This window comes from Mucilaginibacter sp. OK268, assembly GCF_900103125.1.
Taxonomy (GTDB): Bacteria; Bacteroidota; Bacteroidia; order Sphingobacteriales; family Sphingobacteriaceae; genus Mucilaginibacter.
Window position 1 is genome coordinate 769,826 of sequence record NZ_FNJV01000001.1, and the last position, 18,388, is coordinate 788,213.

General features: G+C 41.2%; 17 protein-coding genes. 11 read left to right on the top strand and 6 right to left on the bottom strand.

Annotated elements, in window-relative coordinates:
- Positions 1 to 53: 53 nt before the first annotated feature.
- Together BLR84_RS03110 and BLR84_RS29610 are read right to left on the bottom strand one after the other, a co-directional pair.
- Positions 54 to 1,091 carry a fatty acid desaturase gene (locus BLR84_RS03110; RefSeq protein WP_090464163.1) on the bottom strand — a complete coding sequence of 346 codons (1,038 nt, stop codon included), beginning with the start codon at positions 1,089 to 1,091 and terminating at the stop codon, positions 54 to 56.
- Positions 1,092 to 1,195: 104 nt separating this feature from the next.
- Complete coding sequence (locus tag BLR84_RS29610; RefSeq protein ID WP_143013817.1) at positions 1,196 to 1,414, bottom strand: hypothetical protein; 219 nt, start codon at positions 1,412 to 1,414, stop codon at positions 1,196 to 1,198.
- A 538-nt stretch (positions 1,415 to 1,952) separates the two neighbouring features.
- On the opposite strand from BLR84_RS29610, the gene BLR84_RS03115 reads away from it, so the two are divergent.
- Positions 1,953 to 2,366, top strand: coding sequence for an EamA family transporter (locus tag BLR84_RS03115; protein WP_090464166.1), 414 nt, complete (start codon positions 1,953 to 1,955; stop codon positions 2,364 to 2,366).
- Positions 2,367 to 2,494: 128 nt separating this feature from the next.
- Positions 2,495 to 5,008, top strand: coding sequence for a TonB-dependent receptor (locus BLR84_RS03120; protein WP_090464169.1), 2,514 nt, complete (start codon positions 2,495 to 2,497; stop codon positions 5,006 to 5,008).
- A 73-nt stretch (positions 5,009 to 5,081) separates the two neighbouring features.
- Here the strand turns inward: BLR84_RS03120 and BLR84_RS03125 are convergent, their stop codons facing one another.
- Complete coding sequence (locus BLR84_RS03125; RefSeq protein WP_090464172.1) at positions 5,082 to 5,711, bottom strand: DUF47 domain-containing protein; 630 nt, start codon at positions 5,709 to 5,711, stop codon at positions 5,082 to 5,084.
- A gap of 182 nt (positions 5,712 to 5,893) precedes the next feature.
- On the opposite strand from BLR84_RS03125, the gene BLR84_RS03130 reads away from it, so the two are divergent.
- The 8 genes from BLR84_RS03130 (at position 5,894) to BLR84_RS03165 (ending at position 13,165) form a co-directional block, all read left to right on the top strand.
- Complete coding sequence (locus BLR84_RS03130; RefSeq protein ID WP_090464175.1) at positions 5,894 to 6,133, top strand: hypothetical protein; 240 nt, start codon at positions 5,894 to 5,896, stop codon at positions 6,131 to 6,133.
- Positions 6,134 to 6,224: 91 nt separating this feature from the next.
- Positions 6,225 to 6,425 (top strand): hypothetical protein, encoded by a 201-nt coding sequence (locus BLR84_RS03135; protein ID WP_143013818.1) that lies wholly within the window; start codon positions 6,225 to 6,227, stop codon positions 6,423 to 6,425.
- A 277-nt stretch (positions 6,426 to 6,702) separates the two neighbouring features.
- Positions 6,703 to 7,218: a DUF2911 domain-containing protein gene (locus BLR84_RS03140; protein ID WP_090464181.1), complete on the top strand. Its 516-nt coding sequence runs from the start codon at positions 6,703 to 6,705 to the stop codon at positions 7,216 to 7,218.
- A gap of 125 nt (positions 7,219 to 7,343) precedes the next feature.
- Positions 7,344 to 8,438, top strand: coding sequence for a DUF3810 domain-containing protein (locus tag BLR84_RS03145; protein ID WP_090464183.1), 1,095 nt, complete (start codon positions 7,344 to 7,346; stop codon positions 8,436 to 8,438).
- A gap of 340 nt (positions 8,439 to 8,778) precedes the next feature.
- Positions 8,779 to 10,968, top strand: coding sequence for a penicillin acylase family protein (locus tag BLR84_RS03150; protein ID WP_090465773.1), 2,190 nt, complete (start codon positions 8,779 to 8,781; stop codon positions 10,966 to 10,968).
- A gap of 35 nt (positions 10,969 to 11,003) precedes the next feature.
- Complete coding sequence (locus BLR84_RS03155; protein ID WP_090464186.1) at positions 11,004 to 11,492, top strand: hypothetical protein; 489 nt, start codon at positions 11,004 to 11,006, stop codon at positions 11,490 to 11,492.
- Between the two features lie 61 nt (positions 11,493 to 11,553).
- Positions 11,554 to 12,549, top strand: a complete 996-nt coding sequence (locus tag BLR84_RS03160) for a sugar phosphate isomerase/epimerase family protein (RefSeq protein ID WP_090464189.1) — start codon at positions 11,554 to 11,556, stop codon at positions 12,547 to 12,549.
- 178 nt (positions 12,550 to 12,727) lie between these two features.
- Positions 12,728 to 13,165 (top strand): DoxX family protein, encoded by a 438-nt coding sequence (locus tag BLR84_RS03165; protein ID WP_090464192.1) that lies wholly within the window; start codon positions 12,728 to 12,730, stop codon positions 13,163 to 13,165.
- A 195-nt stretch (positions 13,166 to 13,360) separates the two neighbouring features.
- Here BLR84_RS03165 and BLR84_RS03170 read toward each other — a convergent pair whose 3' ends face one another.
- From BLR84_RS03170 to BLR84_RS03180, 3 genes are all read right to left on the bottom strand, one after another.
- Positions 13,361 to 13,630 (bottom strand): UBP-type zinc finger domain-containing protein, encoded by a 270-nt coding sequence (locus tag BLR84_RS03170; protein ID WP_090464195.1) that lies wholly within the window; start codon positions 13,628 to 13,630, stop codon positions 13,361 to 13,363.
- Positions 13,631 to 13,643: 13 nt separating this feature from the next.
- On the bottom strand, positions 13,644 to 15,305 hold the full coding sequence (locus tag BLR84_RS03175; RefSeq protein WP_090464198.1) for a response regulator: 1,662 nt from the start codon (positions 15,303 to 15,305) through the stop codon (positions 13,644 to 13,646).
- Positions 15,306 to 15,446: 141 nt separating this feature from the next.
- Positions 15,447 to 16,847 (bottom strand): ATP-binding protein, encoded by a 1,401-nt coding sequence (locus tag BLR84_RS03180; RefSeq protein ID WP_090464200.1) that lies wholly within the window; start codon positions 16,845 to 16,847, stop codon positions 15,447 to 15,449.
- A gap of 654 nt (positions 16,848 to 17,501) precedes the next feature.
- Here BLR84_RS03180 and BLR84_RS03185 point away from each other — a divergent pair.
- Complete coding sequence (locus tag BLR84_RS03185; protein ID WP_090464203.1) at positions 17,502 to 18,374, top strand: AraC family transcriptional regulator; 873 nt, start codon at positions 17,502 to 17,504, stop codon at positions 18,372 to 18,374.
- Positions 18,375 to 18,388: the final 14 nt, after the last annotated feature.

Genomic DNA, 18,388 nt, shown 5'->3' on the forward strand with positions numbered 1-18,388 from the left:
GGATACCAACAAAAAAGGCCCTCGAAGAGGGCCTTTTTATAATGTTTTTATATTTACACCTGGCTTGGTTCAAGCGCGGGTTTCACAGTTTCGGCCCGGATTAAATCAGTATCAGGTTTTGATATATCGGTTAATGCAACCTTGCCGCGTTCTTTACGCAGGATGCGGTTAAATAAGGATATTTCACGGTCGAACAGGAATCGGAAAAATAACTTTGTCCACGAAGTATGGTAATGTAAGGTATCATAATACTCGGGAGCCGTCTTCTTGATATCCGGTAGTTTATTCCATGGGATAGACGGAAAGTCATGGTGCTCATTATGGAAACCTACGTTAAAGGCTACCACATTAAAATTGCCATAATAGCTATATGTTTCCTGCTCAACGCTGTGAGTAAGATAATGTTCCTGTATCCAGCGGGCACCCAGCGGATGTAAGCCAACCGAGAAAGAAAAGCTTAACAATAAAAAGGCAACCGCCGGCCAGCCCATAAAGTACCATATAGCGGTAGTAAACACTGCCTGCAATACAAAGTTAGTCAGGATCCAGCCATCAAAAGGATGTATTTCTCTTAGCCTTGACAGGCGAAAAAGTTGGAAAACCGGGAAAAATAACAGCCACAGTGCCTTGCCAAAAAATGAATTGCTGATCAGTTTTGCTTCCCATTTGTTGGGCAGATCGGCATCCAGTTCATGTACACCCTGGAATGAATGGTGTTTGATGTGGTATTTTTCGAACGATATGGCGCTTGGCAGTATTTGCGGCAAATTGGCAAACATAGATGCCCAGCGATTGGCATTACGGTTTTTAAATAACAGTTGATGGGTGCATTCGTGTATCATCACAAACAAAGCATGATCGGCAAAGGCGCCTAATAAATAAGCCGCACCAAAAATAAGCCACCAGGATTGGTCGCGTAAAAACCAGGCTAAAACTACCTGGAAAGCTACTAAACCAATGATAGCCCATATGGTTTTTGGGTTTTTACCAATCAGCTTACGTAGTTCTGGAAATTGCTTTAAGATCTTTTTTGTACGGATACGATGAGGTTCAGACTCCTGGGAATAAACAAAATCAGTTTTCTTAGTCATATAAAATGTAAACGTTAAATATAGCAATAACGTGTTGAAACTATCATTTTTTTGTAAAAAATTATCGTCAGATGGCAAAACTTCATAAACATTTCACGAATATTTTATATAAAATTTACTTTGCCGATACCTGAACACCAGTGCTTTAAGCGTAATATGTTTAAACGGATTGAAGAGTTGTACCCATTAACGTTTACTTTGCTCAATAGGCTATGAATGGCTTCATGAACACCTGCAGGGATTATTTTACTGGTGCTTTTGCCATGATCAGATCTATGATAAGGCTTATCATAAGCGTTCCCGAAAGTGCTGAAAATTTTCATGATATTGGATTAATTGGTGTTATTTTTTATTTACAACACTTACAATAGTTTTTACCCTTATTCCTGAGCATTTACTGATACGCAAGTTATAAAGTCAATTTGTAGACATTTTGTATTTTGACCAGATTTAATACAGTTTTAGTCCGGAGGTTTGTGTACAGGGGCTTAGGTATTCAATAAAATATTGCGTATTTTTGTATATACAGCAGCCCGGTTTTCCTGATAAAAAGGAAACCGGGCTGTTTGGTTAAAGGAAAATACAAGCCAAAAACAAGCTGTTTGGTATGTAGTTAATTGGTTGTCAGTAATTTAATACTTTTTAAACCTTTCAAAACCCATCAAAAATTTGTTAAAAAGTGTTAAAATCGATGGTTTTGAATGATTTTTGAGCTGTTTTTGACTCGTTTTGACCCGGTTTTTTGTTAAAAAAGTGTTAAAATAAAGCTTTAAAAAGTTTTGTGCAGGCCTGGTGCTATCGATATGTTAAAAAGATACTTAAACTCATAACGCTAAACGTAGAAATCAAAACTCAAAAATTATGTGGTGGATATACGCTTTATTTTCGGCCTTGTTTGCGGCCCTTACCGCAATATTTGCTAAAATAGGTATCAAGGGAGTTGATACCGACCTGGCAACTGCCATACGTACCGTGGTGATACTGATACTGGCCTGGGCCATTGTATTATTTAAAGGAGGTAATCAGGGTATCAGTGGTTTAAGTAAAGTTAACTGGACATTCCTGGTGCTTTCGGGCTGCGCTACCGGGCTTTCGTGGATCTGTTATTTTAAAGCGCTACAATTGGGCAAGGTATCGCAGGTGGCGCCGGTTGATAAACTGAGTGTGGCTATTGCCATTGTTTTATCGGTAATTTTTTTAGGCGAACCCCTTACCTGGAAAACCGCATCCGGCGCTCTGCTCATCATTGGCGGTACTTTAGTGCTTATATTTTAAGGTTTTATCACAGGTATTTTACTTTGGCTTAATCATATTGTAACAAATACACAACAATTCATAAAATTCAGTTTTAATCCAATCTTTCTTGGCAAATTCGCGGCTTGAATAATCCTTTTAGCACAATAATGAAGCCCGTTTATATACTCTTTTTGTTTGTTGTTTTTTTTGTGAATGCCCAGGCCCAGGTTAATCCCGCTGCCAAAGGCAAAATAAGCGGTAAAGTTACCGATGCCACTAACAAGCAGCCGGTTGACTATGCCACTGTATCCGTTTATAAACAAGGCAGCACATCGCCTTTTAACGGCATCAGTACCGATACAAAAGGAAATTTTACGGTAGATCATATCCCTACAGGGGAGTATAAAGTAACCGCCGACTTTTTAGGTTATCAGCGGGCTACTATTGAGCATGTGATCGTAAAGGATGGTAATGTATCCATAGGCGAAATAAAACTAAGCCCGATGCCGCACCAGCTTCAGGGTGTAACCATAACCGCCAAAACGCCAACGGTTGAAAACCGGATAGATAAAATGGTGTACAATCCTCAAAATGACCTGAGTGCTCAGGGCGGTGTGGCTATTGACATATTAAAAAAAGTGCCACAGATAACGGTTGATATTGATGGTAATGTTGAGTTGCAGGGTAATGCCAATATCCGGTTTTTAATCAATGGTAAACCTTCCAGTATTTTTGGGGCAAGTTTGGCCGATGCGCTTGCCAGTATTCCGGCCAGCCAGATCAAGAGTATCGAGGTGATCACCAGTCCGGGTGCTAAATATGATGCTGCCGGTACGGGTGGTATCGTAAACATTATTTTAAAGGATAGCAAGGTAGAGGGTGTGAATGGCAGCGTTAACCTGTCGGCAGGTACACGTCGCGAAAACGGGTCGTTTAACCTGAATGTACGCAAAGGTAACTTTGGAGTGAACGCTTTTTTTAGTGGTAACGCGCAGATCAATAGTAACTCACCCAACACCCGTAACCGTGATTCTAAAGATTCGCTGAATAACAATACCAACCTGTTTCAACAGGGTAGTAATAACTTTAAGCGTAACGGCTATCAATCGGGCCTGAATTTTACCTGGAACATTACCAAGCACGACGATCTGAATGCTTCTATCGGCTTTAATCATTTTGGTAATCATGCCGATGGCTTAACCAATGAATTTTCTCGTAAAACAGACCCCAGTGGTAATTTACTGTCAGATACCAGCGATATCCGCCACTCTAACAGTAAATTCAACGGTACATCTACTGATGTGAGTGTAGGGTACAAAAAAACGTTTGATAAAGAAGGGCAGGAGCTTAATGTGCTGTATACCTCCAGTTTTGGTAATAATAGTTTCAGTTCCTTTCAGCAGCAGGATTATGCTAACAATGTTAAACCTTCAACGGGCATATCAAATACCAATCCGGGAAAGGATCATGAAACCACGGTTTCTGTTGATTACACGCACCCGGTGAGTAAAAGTTTTACTGTTGAAACAGGTGGCAAACTCGATTTTAACAACATCAATAACAGCGTAGCTACCTCCGTATTATCGCCGGATGGTGTGTTTGAGCCAAGTCCGGGGCAAACGTATAGCTTTACGTATGACCGCAAAATATACGCGTACTATTTGTCGGCTTCCGCATCGTTATTTAATAACTTTTTGGATGTAAAGGGTGGTTTAAGGGATGAATATACGGTTACCACAGCAGATTTTCAGGGCGTTAATATCCCGAACTATAATATCCTGGCGCCATCGCTGGTGTTCTCCCATAAACTGGATGCTACACAATCTGTCAAGTTGAGCTATACCCGCAGGATACAACGCCCGGACTATGGCGATCTGAACCCATTCTTGAATATCAGCGATGTGCATAACATCAGCACCGGTAATCCGAACCTAAAACCTGAAAAGGGAGATAATTTTGAACTGGGTTACAATAAAAGCTTTGACAAAGGAGCTAATATTAACATTGCCGCTTTTTATCGCCGTAATACAGATGATATACAGTCGTTCACAACCTTTTACTCTACATTGGATGTAAATGGTACTACTTATACCAACGTATCCTATAACCAGCGATACAATTTAGGATCTGAGACCCGTGCGGGTATCAACATTTATGCTTCGGTACCAATTACCAGTAAATTGAGTTTGCGTACCAATATGATCTTTAGCGACAGAAGAAGTAACAACCCGGGTTTTACAAGCGTAAGCGCTTTTGCTTACCGCTTAAACCTGAATGCTCAATACAACTTTGGGCATGACCTGAGCGCGGAATTTTTTGGTAACTACAATTCGTCGCAGAAAGGGATACAGGGCACCAACCCTAAATTTGTGTTCTATAACCTGGCTATGCGCAAAATGTTCATGAACAAAAAGGCCAGCATCGGGCTTACAGCATCAAATCCGTTCGCCAAATATGTTAGTCAGAGTTCAACAACTTTTGGAAACGGCTTTTATCAAACCAATCTGCGATTGGTTCCCGTGCAGTCATTTGGCATCAGCCTGAGCTACAAATTTGGTAAGCTTGAATTTAAGAAAGACAACAGGGACAACAAAGAGGATGACAACATGAATAACAATTCAGATAATCCTCCTACAGAAAAACCAAAGGATAATAACGGCGGCGGCGGAAAAAGTAAGTAAAGTAAAAAGCGACGCTGAACTTATTTCAACATCGCTTTTTGTTTAGCAGCTTTAAGAAAAGAGCTATATATTGTTATCCATTCTTGATCAGGATGCTTTCAATAATCAGGGTTGCATCCTCACAGCTGTCGGTAGCGGTTTCCATCGCCATAAATACATCGGTGTATTTGATCAGTTGTATGGCATCCGTTTCATTGGCCAGTAGATCGGCAAAGGCTTTATTGTAAACGGTATCGGCCTGGTATTCCAGTTTCTTGATACTGCTGCAAAGTTCAAATATCTGTGCGGAATTGCCCAGGTTATTCATGGCATTAATAGCTTTTTCAAGCTCTGTACTGGTTTGCAGTATTAAATTGGCCAGACTTAAAATAGGGGATGTTATTTTAGGTACATCATATAAATGTATCCGGCGCGATGCCATCGCGATACTATCGGCCACATCGTCAATAGCAGCTGCCAGGTCACACATATCCTTACGCTGAAACGGCGATACTAGTTGTTTGCCCGATTCTGAGAATACCTGGTGAGTAAGCTCGTAACTTTTGATCTTTAATTTATCAATATGGGTAAAACTGTATTTTTGCTCAAAAACATCTTTTGAGTTTACAGCCATATCCAGCAATTTAGCCATTTCGGCTACATTGGCTGCTGCTTTGTTAAACAGGTCATAAAAAATCTTATTGGAATTTGGAAGTATCGACATACACTGAACTTTATGATTCTTTATTTAATATCATTAAACTAAAATGTTGTATTTTAGTTGATTAACTTGCTTAAGTCCTCAATAATATTTCGCCTAAATGTAGATATTAATTTGCGCTTAAAGGTCATGTTATTGTTAACGTAATGTTAATTTAATATTATTAATTAACGTATATTTATAACATGCCCAAGCATCATTTACCTACTTATGCCATTGTTGAGTTGTTGATAAGACTATCGCAGCATAATTATTTGATAGGCGATTACAGGAACCATAGCGCGTTTGATACGGGTGTTATGGTTAAAACTTCGGGAGGGAGCATCAGTTTCCCAACCCATATTGTGCTCAGGCAGTTTGAAGATCCCACTACGATTAGTGACGATGAACTGTCGCAAATGGCATTACGTTTCAGGAAGGCTTAGTGTCATTGATAGCTAAGGCTTTGTAACATTTGAGGGTAGGTAAAACAATATGCTCGCAGCCTTACTTATATTTAATATAAGTTCATTATTTATGAAACCCGCTGATAAACATTATAAATTTATAAACAGTAAAACTGGTTATGTAATTTATTATCATTCCATAAGCAGCGACCATACCGCCGAACAGATCAGGGCCGAATTGCAGGAGATAAAAACCAGGGTAGCCATTCAAAATAGAATATACCTCGAAACCGTTTACTGGGAAGAGTTCAAAGACGATGTTAACGTTTAAGCTTCCCACTTGATGATGGAAAAGATAATATAAAAAACCCCTGCCTTGCGGCAAGGGTTAAAAACCACAACAATTGTTTAATCTTAAGGCTATGAAACCCTAAGATCAATTCCTAACTGCAATGTGGCATTCTGAATATATAACGTTACTGACTGTCAATTAGTTTAACTGTTTGCATATATTTTACAGGTAATGTGTTAAACTAACTTATTTGCATGGTAAATGAAAAGCAAACAAATTTCATCTTATATTTACCAGTAAAACTATAAAACACACTATGAGAAGATTATTACAATTTAAAGCAGGATTGCTTTTTGCATTCGTGCTTTTAACTTCAGTCGCCTTTGCTCAGGATAAAAAACCGGCAAGCCCGCATGACAGTACAACAGCGGTGGTAGCTGGTTCAACTATCAAAATTAAATATGGTAGTCCCTATGTAAAAGGTCGCAAAGTATTAGGCGAATTAGTGCCGTTTGATAAAGTGTGGCGTGCCGGAGCGGACTCAGCAACCAGCATAACAACCAGCAAAGCTATAAAAGTAGAAGGTAAAACGCTTCCTGCCGGAAGATATGCTTTTTTTATGATCCCATCTAAAAGCGGAACATGGACTATTATTTTCGACAAAGACCCTAAACAATGGGGAGCTTATACTTACAAAGAAAGTAATGATGCCTTACGCGTAACAGTTAAAGGCAAAACCGTTCCTAAAACCGAAAGCCTTGTTTATACAATTAACAAAAAAGGCTTCAGCCTGAAATGGGATACATTCGAAGTACCTGTTTCTATAAAATAAGGATTTTTGAATTAACCTGATCACATTAAAGCCCCTTCGAGGGGCTTTTTTTATGACATAATAACCCCGAATAACTGTTTAATAGTAAATTAGCAAATTACTATTAGTTTATACTTATACCCCAGATGCGTTATAATCTTCGCGAAAAACCTTTGTTAAAGAGGGTAGCAGTTATATTATTACTGGCATTGGCCATTTTTGTACTGATGCAACTGGCAGATCATCCCAAATGGGTTGAGCATTATTATTCGGAAGGGTTTTATATATTTATTTGCAGGGTGCTGCATCCGATTTTTAACCTGTTTCCTTTTAGTATAGGCGATGTTATATATATAGCCATCATATTTTATCTCATTTATAAAACTATCGGTTTCTTTAAATTGCTTTTTAAAAAGAAGTTTAAGGAAACCGGTATCATGTTATTGGGATTGGTGATTGGAGTGCAGGTAGGAATATTGGCATTTTATCTTTTTTGGGGGATGAATTATTTCCGGCCATCCGCAGCTGAACGACTTAATTTACAGGATACCTCTTTTACAACTGCCGATCTGCGTGTAGTAACCCAATTGCTTATAGATAGCGCAAATGCCACACGAGCGCGCGTTACCGCAACCGACATGGCACAAAGCAACAATACTATTTACCAAACCGCCGAACATGCGCTGAAGTCATTATCAGCAGGTTCGGTTAGCTTTCGAACATGGCACCCGGGTGTTAAGCCCTCCATGTTAACGTTTTTACTCAACTTTATGGGTACATCCGGATATTATAACCCTTTTACCTCCGAAGCACAGATCAATTATCAGATGCCTGTTTTTAACCGGCCATTTGTGGCTTGCCACGAGATGTCGCACCAGATGGGCTACGGTGCCGAAGATGAGGCTGATTTTGCAGGTTTTGTAATTGCTGTACACTCAAACGACAGGCTGTTGCGCTATTCGGCCTACCATCTGGCTGTCAGCGAATTTATGTACTCACTGGGTAGGCGTGATAGTGTTGCTTATAAAACGTTAAAAGCTACCATATCAAAGGACGCACGCCGTGATTATGCCATCGAACGTAGTTACTGGCTGTCTTATGAAAATAAGCTCAACGCTATCAGCAGTATTTTTTATGATAGTTTTTTAAAGGCGAATAATCAACCTAAAGGGCTCGAAACTTATAACCGGATGGTACTGCTTGTGATGGCCCAGGAACGTAAAAATTGGATCCGTCGTTAAAAAAAGCGTTCCGGTATCTCACCCCCGGAACGCACTGCAATATCATCAAATGATATTGTATCAACTAAATCTCAGATATCATGCTTAATGAGTACCCAAGCTCTTATAAATTTACCATTGCAAAAAAGCGTTCGGTAAACAAAACTTTATTACTTTGTAAGTATGCTGTTTTATAGCAGTAAGATTGATCAGTTTAGTATTCAATTATGAATAATTGAATGAAAACGCCTTTATGTTATAAACATTGTACGCTTGAACGGCAAATCTACTTTAATTATTATTAAAACATTTTAAACTTTATAATCAAAAAGTCAAATTGGCCAGTAAAAATATCGTTACCATGAAGCCTTATATAACTATAGTTTTAATATTTTTCCCGATAGTAACTTTTGCTCAGATATTTAACCAAAACGAAATAAAACGGGCAAAAGAACAGGCAAAAACAGTTACCATTATACGTGATAATTGGGGAGTTCCGCACATTTATGGAAAAACGGATGCTGCTGTAGTTTTTGGGTTGATGTACACTCAATGCGAAGACAATTTTAAAGGTATAGAGCGAAATTACCTGTACCAGTTGGGCCGGCAAACAGAAGTTGACGGGAATAGCAAGCTATATACCGATGTACAATTACAGTTGATTGCTGATAGCGCCGAAGCCATCAAAGATTATAAGGCCAGTGCTCCCTGGTTTAAGAAACTCATGGACGCCTTTGCCGATGGTATCAATTATTACTTGTACAAACACCCCGAAGTAAAGCCACAGGTGTTTAAACGTTTTGAGCCCTGGTATGCTTTAATGTTTACCGATGGCAGTGTTGCCGCTACCGAAACCGGGGGGATTCATCTTAACGAAACAGAAGAATTTTATAATGGAGGAAGCGAAAAGCTTGGCGTTCTGAACAAAAGGCCAAGCCCCGTTTATGATATGGTGAATGAGCGCGAAACCGGGTCAAATGGTTTTGCTATAGCGCCTTCTAAATCGGCATCGGGACATGCTTTATTATACATTAACCCGCATGTGCCTTTTTACTTTCGTAGTGAGGTTGAACTGGTGAGCGATGAGGGGCTGCATGCTTATGGCGCGGTTACCTGGGGACAGTTTTTTATTTACCAGGGTTTTAATCAGCATTGCGGTTGGATGCACACCAGCAGTTATGCCGATGTGGGTGATCTATATGCCGAAAAGATGAGTAAGAAGGACGGGAAATGGTATTATGAATATAACGGATCACTTAAGCCGGTTATTACCCGGAAACTGGTACTGAATATCAGGAATGGCGATAAGCTGGAACAAAAAACAATCACGGGTTATTATACCCACCACGGCCCCGTGTTAGGCAGCCGCGGTGGCAAATGGCTGGCGTTGAAAGCCAATAACCGCTCCTACAATGCGCTATTAGAGTCGTGGCTAATTACTAAGGCCAATACCCTTGCAGAATATAAAAAAGCCATGGACCTGGTATCAAATGCATCCAACAATACCGTTTATGCTGATGATAAGGGTAATATCGTGTTCTGGTATGGCAACTATATCCCCAAACGTAATCCTAAGTTTGACTGGAGCCTGCCTGTTGACGGTAGTACCCCGGCAACCGAATGGCAGGGTGTACATGACCTGAAAGATATCATCACCGATATAAACCCGGCGACCGGCTGGATCCAGAATTGTAATTCAACACCGTATACAGCCTCCGGAACCAACAGCCCGGATAAGAGTAGGTACCCGGTTTATATGGCTCCTGATGGAGAAAACTACCGGGCTATAACCGCTATTAAATTGCTTAAAGATGCCAATCATATCACGCTCGATGAACTAATTGCAAAGGGCTATAACCATTACCTGGCTGCCTTTGACGATTTGCTGCCATCTTTGTTCGTAGCTTATGACAATGCACCAGATTCTGTTAAACAGTTGCTTAGTGAGCCCGTGCAGTTACTAAGGCAATGGGACAAGTACAGCGCTGCAAATTCTGTAGCCAGTACCGTTGCCATTGAATGGGGCACAGCAATGATGAAAAATTTACCGCCACCCCAAACCGATCAGCAGAGCACTTTTATTACCCAACGTGTGAAAAAACTTTCTCAGATGGATGGCAGCCAGCAGCTTGAACTTTTAGCGGTAGTTTTAAAAAACCTGCAAAGCCGCTTTGGTACATGGAAAATACAGTGGGGAGAGGTGAACCGGTACCAGCGCCCGGTTGATGGCACTACCTTTGATGATAAACTATCGAGTATTCCTGTGGGGGCAACCGGATCGGGCTTTGGGCAGCTGCCATCGTTCCAGAGTCGGACCATGAATACGCAAAAACGTTATGGTTATTCAGGTAACAGTTTTGTGGCGGCCGTGGAGTTTGGCCCCAGGATAAAGGCCAAAAGTATTATGACTGGCGGGCAGTCTTTTGATGCCACATCAAAAAACTTTACCGACCAGGCACAGGGGTTTATTGATGGCAAGTTCAAAGATGTGTTATTTTATAAGAGCGATGTGCTTAAACACGCTCAGAAAACCTACCATCCGGGCGATTAAGCCATTGGGTTAAAAATATATTTGGATATCAAAAAATGAAGAAATATCTCCTGATCGCCTTTATGGCATGTTGTAGTGTTCATGTATTTGGCCAAAGTATTACGCTGAATGATTTGATCAACATCTCTAATCTGGCCAATGACGACGCTCATAGTTACCTGGTGAATGGTAAAGGATTTAAAAATGAATACCTGCAGGAGGTTAATGGCCACACGGTAGAACACCTGCGCAAGATTGCCGGTAATAAAACCCAGGAAACGGTGATCATTGGTGAAGGCTATAAACTCAGTAACGGAACCTCGTTGCGTACGGTTACTTACAAATCGCAAACCCCTCAGCATCTGTTCAATTTAATAACACAGGCTAAAAGCGCCGGACTAAAAATGAATATCCAGGGTGCCGATGCTGCAAATAATATTTACCTTTTTGATAATAGTTTTTATCACATAGCTGTATATGTTAACCGCGACAATACATTCGGATCAATAGAAGTAAAACAGAAGGAATTCCTGGGTTTCGATTGAGTTTTTGCCGGTCAAAATTCAACACAGCTTTATTATATTGCATAACCAATTGATAAAGCCTATGAAAACCATCAGTCGCAAAAAGTTTCTCACTACGGCCGCGCTGGCAGCAGCCGGTATGCCCCTGGGATTAAATGCCCTCGGAAAAATATCTTCGGTCCCTTTAGCTTTTAAAGATCAACATGGTGTCGGTGATCCAGCTGCCGAAAAGATCAAAGTAAGCATCTTTTCAAAACACCTGCACTGGCTTAATTATACCGATATGGCTGCGCTGGCTGCCGAAATAGGTTTTGACGGAGTTGATCTTACTGTACGCCCTGATGGTCATGTGTTGCCTGAAAATGTTACTGCCGATCTGCCAAAGGCGGTTGCCGCGGTTGAAAAAGCCGGGCTGAAAGTGTATTCCATCGTTACGAATATTAAACAACCCGATGAAAAATACGCTGTCGATATTTTAAAAGCGGCTTCGGCATTGGGTATTAAATATTACCGCACGGCCTGGTTTAACTATGATAAAGCCCTCACCATACCTGCAAATTTGCAGGCTATCAGTAAACAGCTTGCCGGTCTGGCTGCTTTAAACAAACAATATCATATGCACGGTGCTTATCAAAACCACTCGGGCGATTTGTTTGGCGCGTCTGTTTGGGACCTTTGGCTGGCGCTTAAAGATCTTGATCCGGCATCTATCGGTTGTCAGTACGATATCAGGCATGCCACCACCGAAGGGGCCGATACCTGGGCTACTTCCATACAACCCCTGGTACCTTATATTAAAACTACCAACGTCAAGGATTTTTACTGGGAGAAAAAAGCAGGCAAATGGCAGGTAAAAAGCGTGCCGTTGGGCGAGGGTATGGTTGATTTTAAAAAATACTTTGAAGTAATTAAACAACACAGTATCGGTGGCCCGCTGAGCTTGCATTGCGAATATGAACTGGGTGGTGCCCAGGACGGCGCCAAACAATTAACTATCAGCAAACAGCAATTTACCAGAGCTGTACAAAAAGACTTATCCACATTGCGGGAATGGCTAAAAGATAATGCTTTAGGATAAATTGGTAGATAACTAATGAGTTGTCCTTGTTTTCAATTACTTACCTGTATTGGTGTCGATAAAACAATTTGCATATATAACAAGTTTGTTATTATATTTAGTAAAATAAGGTATGCCCCTTTAACTCATAAAGCCGCTGCCTTTTATACCAATTAACCTTTAAAAAAAGGAGGCTGTCATGAACCTGGTTCATAAAATTGAAAATTGGGGCGATACTCATCACCCTAAAGCCCTTGATTTGATACGTATTGCCCTTGGTGTATTTTTACTGCTGAAAGGTATAGCCTTTATGGACAATACCGCTTACCTTAAAAGTCTTATTGATAGTCAGGATGTGGTGGATCTATCGCCTATTGTATTGATGGCGCTGGTTTATTATGTAACGTTTGCACACATGGTTGGCGGTGTGTTGATAGCAGTAGGCATACTTACCCGTTTGGGTTGTATTATACAAATACCTATAGTTTTAGGCGCTGTGTTTTTGACAAGCATTTTCCAGGAACCCATCAACGCCCTGGCATGGCCATCCATTGTAGCGTTGATATTGCTGGTGCTTTTCACTATCCTGGGTTCGGGACCTATATCTTTAGATAAGTATTTGAGTGAGAAATCATAATTGACAAACCTTAACCCTTGCGCTCGTCTGTGACGAGTGCTTAATGTGGGTAAGCATTTACAATGCGTATATAAAAAGAGTTGTGGCGATGCAATCGCCGAACCATTTTAAGCACTCGTCACAGACGAGTGCAAGAAGCTAAAGAAAAAACCCTGCGAATCCTTTAATCTGATAAATCAAGGTTCAGACAAAAACCTAATACCCCGTCGCTAACTCGTCTACATAGCACCAAAGCCAATGTTCGCCTGGCTCGGCAGAGATCACTACCGGGTGGCCGGTTTGCTCAAAATGCCTGGTCATGTGTGTATTGGGCGAACTATCACAGCAAAGTGTAACGCCGCAGGTTTGGCAGGTGCGCAAATGCATCCACGAGGAATGTGTTTTCACGCACTCCTCGCAAATGTAATCCTGGGGTTGTTTGATATCCTTAACGGCAGCTAAATGCTGGCATGTTTCCTCTTCCATTATCTTTATTTGATTAAACTTCTGCCAGATATTTATGCACAAAGCTAATGGCCATAGAACCTTCGCCTACGGCTGATGCTACCCGGTTCATGGCTCCGGCACGTACATCGCCGGCGGCAAATATGCCAGAGCAGCTGGTTTCCAATAAAAAGGGGTCGCGTTTAAGCTTCCATATCTTACCAAAGCCTTCGTAGCTGCGCAGCTCGCGCCCGGTCTCAATAAAATCCTTATTGTTTTTGATAATGTCGAGTTTGATCCAATCGGTATAAGGTTTTGCTCCGATAAAAATATACAGGGCATTGGCCACCTTTTTTTCTGTCTCCTGTGTTTTACAGTTTAACAGGGTCAATTCCTCCAGGCAATTGGTACCGGCAGCTTCGGCAATCTCGGTATTGGGTACCAAATGAATATTAGGTGTATCTGCGATCTGGGTAATAAGATAGGCAGACATGGTTGCTACCAGATCATCACGGCGGATAATGATGTATACGTTTTTAGCAAATTTGGACAGGTGCATAGCTGCCTGTCCCGCAGAGTTGCCACCGCCAATTACATATACTTCTTTACCTGTGCAGGCTGTAGCCTCGGTAGTGGCAGCGCCATAGTAAATACCAGCGCCGGTGTAATTTTCAACACCTTTAACCTCCAGTTTACGGTAATCAACGCCTGTAGTAATTACTACCGTACGACTGATAATTTCGGGGCCATCATCCAAAATAATGGTTTTGTAGCCATCTTTTTGTTTGATATCACTTACAGATTGGGGTGATAAAAATTCGGCACCCAAACGCATAGCCTGGCTTATGGCACGTCTGGTCAAATCAGCTCCGCTTAAACCTGCCGGGAAACCCAGGTAGTTTTCAATACGCGAACTGGTACCTGCCTGGCCACCGGGAGCTTTGCGCTCTATTAATAAGGTTTTTAACCCTTCCGATGCACCGTAAACCGCTGCTGCCAGTCCGGCAGGCCCAGCGCCGATGATCACTACGTCATAAACATCGGTCAATTGCTGCGGACTTTTATCCAGTTTTTCGGCAATGGCCCTTATGGTTGGTTTGGCGATATGGCTGCCATCCTCAAAAACTACCAGGGGCAGATCGTCGGTGGTTAAATTATTTAAGGTTAAAAGACCGGCGGCATCAATGTTTTTTTCGATATCAAACCAGCGGTAAGGTATCAGGTTACCTGCCAAAAAATCTTTGATCTGGTGCGATTGCGGTGAAAATTGAAACCCTACCAACTTAATGCCTACAAATTCGGGTACGTAGTTGTTTTGCCAGTCGTCCAACAGATCGTTGATTACCGGGTACAGCTTTTCTTCGGGTGGATCCCAGGGTTTCATCAGGTAATAATCGAGCTGCACGTCGTTAATGGCCTTTATCGCGGCCTCGGTATCTGAGTAGGCCGTAAGCAAAACACGTTTGGCATCGGGATATATTTTTTTTGCCTTCTCTAAAAATTTCACTCCTTCCATCTCGGGCATGCGCTGGTCGCATAGGAACAAAGCGACCACGTCCGAGCTGTTTTTTAGTTCGGTAAGGCTTTCCAGGGCCTCATTTGCTGATGTGGTGCTCAAAATTTTGTACTCTTTACCATACTGCGACCTCATGTCGCGGCTTATGGACCGCAGTACCTGCGGGTCATCGTCAATGGAGAATATTATAGGGCGGCTCATAGGGGTGTTTTTCTAAAGGTAAAATTATTAATATTTTAAGATAAGTATCAAGTAGTTAGTATCAAGTATCAAGCTTTTTGAAAGTGTATAAAAACAAAGCTGTCTTGATACTTGATACTAATTACCTGATAATAAAAGAGCTTATCCATCAATCAGGAAACAAACGCTGAATACAGTTTTGCCCGGTTCTGATTTTACTTTGATGGAGCCACGATGTTGCTTTACAATTCGTTGCACCACTTCAAGCCCCATGCCTGTGCCTTTGCCCATGTCTTTGGTTGTAAAGAAAGGATCAAATATCAGGCTTTGTATTTCGTCCGGTATACCGGGGCCATCATCAACTATAAATACCTCCACAAACTCACGGTCGCGGCGGGTTTTTACAGTTAAGGTCCCCGTACCATTGGCGGCCATGGCATCAATGGCATTATCAATCAGGTTAGTCCATACCTGGTTAAGTTCCCCTATCAGTGCCTTTACCTCGGGTAGGGTTTCGTCAAAATCTTCAATAACGTTGATATTTCCTTTCCTGATCTTGTAGCCCAGCATGGTAAGGGTGTTGCGTATACCAATGTGTATGTCGGCATATTGTTTATCCTGCCCGCGATCCATGTGGGTAAAAGTTTTAACAGAACTTACCAGCTCGGCAATGCGCCTGGCAGATTCCTGTATATCACTGATCATTTTTTCGGAGATCAGTACATCACTTATCCAGTTCAATATATCCGACAGGTTTTCAGATGCGACAATCGCATTGAATTTTTCAAGAATATCTGTGCTGAAATTAAAATCAACAAAACTTTCAGCAATGTCATAACCATTCTCTATCTCATGCTCATCAAACCACTCCATTATTTCATCTTCGCGATGGGTCCGTTGTTTAAGGCTTAGGCGGGTTGTATTTTGCTGCGAAATTTGCTGAAACAGAAGATCGGTGATGCCGGTAACCTGATCGGGTTCAAGCTTCATGGTAAAGATAGCCTTCACACTTTCGGGTTCCTGTTCCAGGTGTTTTTTTAATGTGAGCGAATCGCGTACAATGGCCGATGCCGGGTTGTTAAGCTCATGCGCCAAACCGGCGGAGAGTTTACCCAGGGCCATCATCTTTTCATTTTGCTGCTGCAGGGCCGTAAAATCGCGTACGCGGGTGGTCATGATATTAACCAGCGATTGCGTAAGCTCATAATGGTTCCTGATCATATCAGGTATCAGGTCGGTATTAAAACTGCGTATATGCAGTTTACCAACTGCCTGTGCGTATCCTTTGGATATTTTACCTCTTGAAAACGGAAGGTAGCCGCTAATATTACCCGGGCCAACAACCGTAAACTCACGCCTGAAACCGCCTTGCATCATAAAAAAACGCAGGCTGCCATCAACCGTAATATGAGGGCCGCTCATGGGTTCGCCGGGTTCCATAAAAAGCTCACCATCTTCAAAAATATTATCAACACTATTATCCAGCAGCCATTGCAGCTGGTCTTCGGGTACGTTATTAAATGCTTCGAGCGATTTTAACCAGGATACAGTTACCGTTTGCATGTATTAAAATTAGCTATTATTATTCAACAGTTTAATGAGCACAATATTGCGCAGCACTAAACCCAGCAAAATTGCTTTTGCTAAAATACGTATGATTTTTAAATTGGATGACTTAACCCAAACGATTTACATTAAGAGGAGAAATCTATTATCAGAGGACGATTTTAAGTATAGAGGGTTTGTGTTTTTATATGTATATTATTGATAATAAGATTATTGTAATTTTATTTTTAAACAAATTGCATTCATATTTGTTGCTCCTCAATAAAGTTTAAATTTCTAGAAGATACAAACAACTTCCCGGTGGCAGCCAGAAGCCGCCACCTTGTTGGGGAGATAAAGCATTTAAGGCCTTACCATCCCTGAGAAAGTTGGTAAGAAAGATCAAACATGAGATTGATCTGGATTTAGTTGATGTTATTGATTTAATCAGTAACTGCGCGTTCCGGAGGTGAGATACCGGAACGCTTTCTTATTATTATACGCAAAAGTACCAGCATTGGTTTTCGGTTTTGTCGATCAGATTAAAGATTCTATCGAATGTGTCCCCTTTGATGATCTATAGAATATTCTTAATATGAGTAGATGCTATAAAATTAAGCTATTTATACATTTTTTGTCTACATTTACCCTGTCAATTGTAAATTAGCTTGAATGAAACCGCTTTTGTTAAAAGTTTCTTCGGGACCCGCACATTCATTTAGTGTAAGGCGCGATGTGTTGCCCGATATCAATAACCGCTGGCATTGCCATCCGGAACTTGAACTTATTTACTTTAAAAAAGGTGGCGGTACCCAGTTTATCGGCGATAGTATTAAACAGTTTAAAGCTGGTGATATGACGTTGGTTGGCTCAAACCTGCCGCATTACTGGCGTTTTGATGATGTTTATTTTGATCATAACGGGCACGAAAAAGTAGAGATAATAGTTGTGCACTTTTGTGAAAACTTTTGGGGCGACCATTTTTTGCAATTGCCCGAAAATAAGCTCATCAAAGTTTTACTGGAACGATCAAAAAGGGGCTTGCAGGTCAGCGGGAGCACCAAAGAAAAATTAACCTTATTGCTGGAAGATATGCTGGATACCGATGGTGCCGAAAGGATCATCATGCTGCTAAAAGCCCTCAATACCGTAGCTGTGAGCAACCCGGTTAACTATCTTACTTCTATCGGTTTTAAATATGACCATAATGAATCAGAGAACGACAGGCTTAATAATATATATGAATACTCGGTACGCAATTTCAGGAAAAAAATATACCTGGACGAGATAGCCGAAATAGCGGGGGTAAGCTCCAACTCTTTTTGCCGGTATTTTAAATCAAAAACCCGTAAAACCTATTCACAGTTTATTATTGAAATAAAGGTGGGTTACGCCTGTAAGCTGTTGATAGAAAACAAAATGAACATCAAGCAATTATGCTACGATAGCGGCTTCAATAATTTTTCAACTTTTCATAAACATTTTAAACAGGTAACCGGGAAAAGTCCGCTGATGTATCAAAAGGAGTTTACCAAGAATCCGTAAGGGGGCAGGAAGAG

Coding starts and splice junctions, on each gene's coding strand:
- BLR84_RS03110 (WP_090464163.1), bottom strand. CDS start 1,091: ATGACTAAGAAAACTGATTTTGTTTATTCCCAGGAGTCTGAACCTCAT.
- BLR84_RS29610 (WP_143013817.1), bottom strand. CDS start 1,414: ATGAAAATTTTCAGCACTTTCGGGAACGCTTATGATAAGCCTTATCAT.
- BLR84_RS03115 (WP_090464166.1), top strand. CDS start 1,953: ATGTGGTGGATATACGCTTTATTTTCGGCCTTGTTTGCGGCCCTTACC.
- BLR84_RS03120 (WP_090464169.1), top strand. CDS start 2,495: ATGAAGCCCGTTTATATACTCTTTTTGTTTGTTGTTTTTTTTGTGAAT.
- BLR84_RS03125 (WP_090464172.1), bottom strand. CDS start 5,711: ATGTCGATACTTCCAAATTCCAATAAGATTTTTTATGACCTGTTTAAC.
- BLR84_RS03130 (WP_090464175.1), top strand. CDS start 5,894: ATGCCCAAGCATCATTTACCTACTTATGCCATTGTTGAGTTGTTGATA.
- BLR84_RS03135 (WP_143013818.1), top strand. CDS start 6,225: ATGAAACCCGCTGATAAACATTATAAATTTATAAACAGTAAAACTGGT.
- BLR84_RS03140 (WP_090464181.1), top strand. CDS start 6,703: ATGAGAAGATTATTACAATTTAAAGCAGGATTGCTTTTTGCATTCGTG.
- BLR84_RS03145 (WP_090464183.1), top strand. CDS start 7,344: ATGCGTTATAATCTTCGCGAAAAACCTTTGTTAAAGAGGGTAGCAGTT.
- BLR84_RS03150 (WP_090465773.1), top strand. CDS start 8,779: ATGAAGCCTTATATAACTATAGTTTTAATATTTTTCCCGATAGTAACT.
- BLR84_RS03155 (WP_090464186.1), top strand. CDS start 11,004: ATGAAGAAATATCTCCTGATCGCCTTTATGGCATGTTGTAGTGTTCAT.
- BLR84_RS03160 (WP_090464189.1), top strand. CDS start 11,554: ATGAAAACCATCAGTCGCAAAAAGTTTCTCACTACGGCCGCGCTGGCA.
- BLR84_RS03165 (WP_090464192.1), top strand. CDS start 12,728: ATGAACCTGGTTCATAAAATTGAAAATTGGGGCGATACTCATCACCCT.
- BLR84_RS03170 (WP_090464195.1), bottom strand. CDS start 13,630: ATGGAAGAGGAAACATGCCAGCATTTAGCTGCCGTTAAGGATATCAAA.
- BLR84_RS03175 (WP_090464198.1), bottom strand. CDS start 15,305: ATGAGCCGCCCTATAATATTCTCCATTGACGATGACCCGCAGGTACTG.
- BLR84_RS03180 (WP_090464200.1), bottom strand. CDS start 16,847: ATGCAAACGGTAACTGTATCCTGGTTAAAATCGCTCGAAGCATTTAAT.
- BLR84_RS03185 (WP_090464203.1), top strand. CDS start 17,502: ATGAAACCGCTTTTGTTAAAAGTTTCTTCGGGACCCGCACATTCATTT.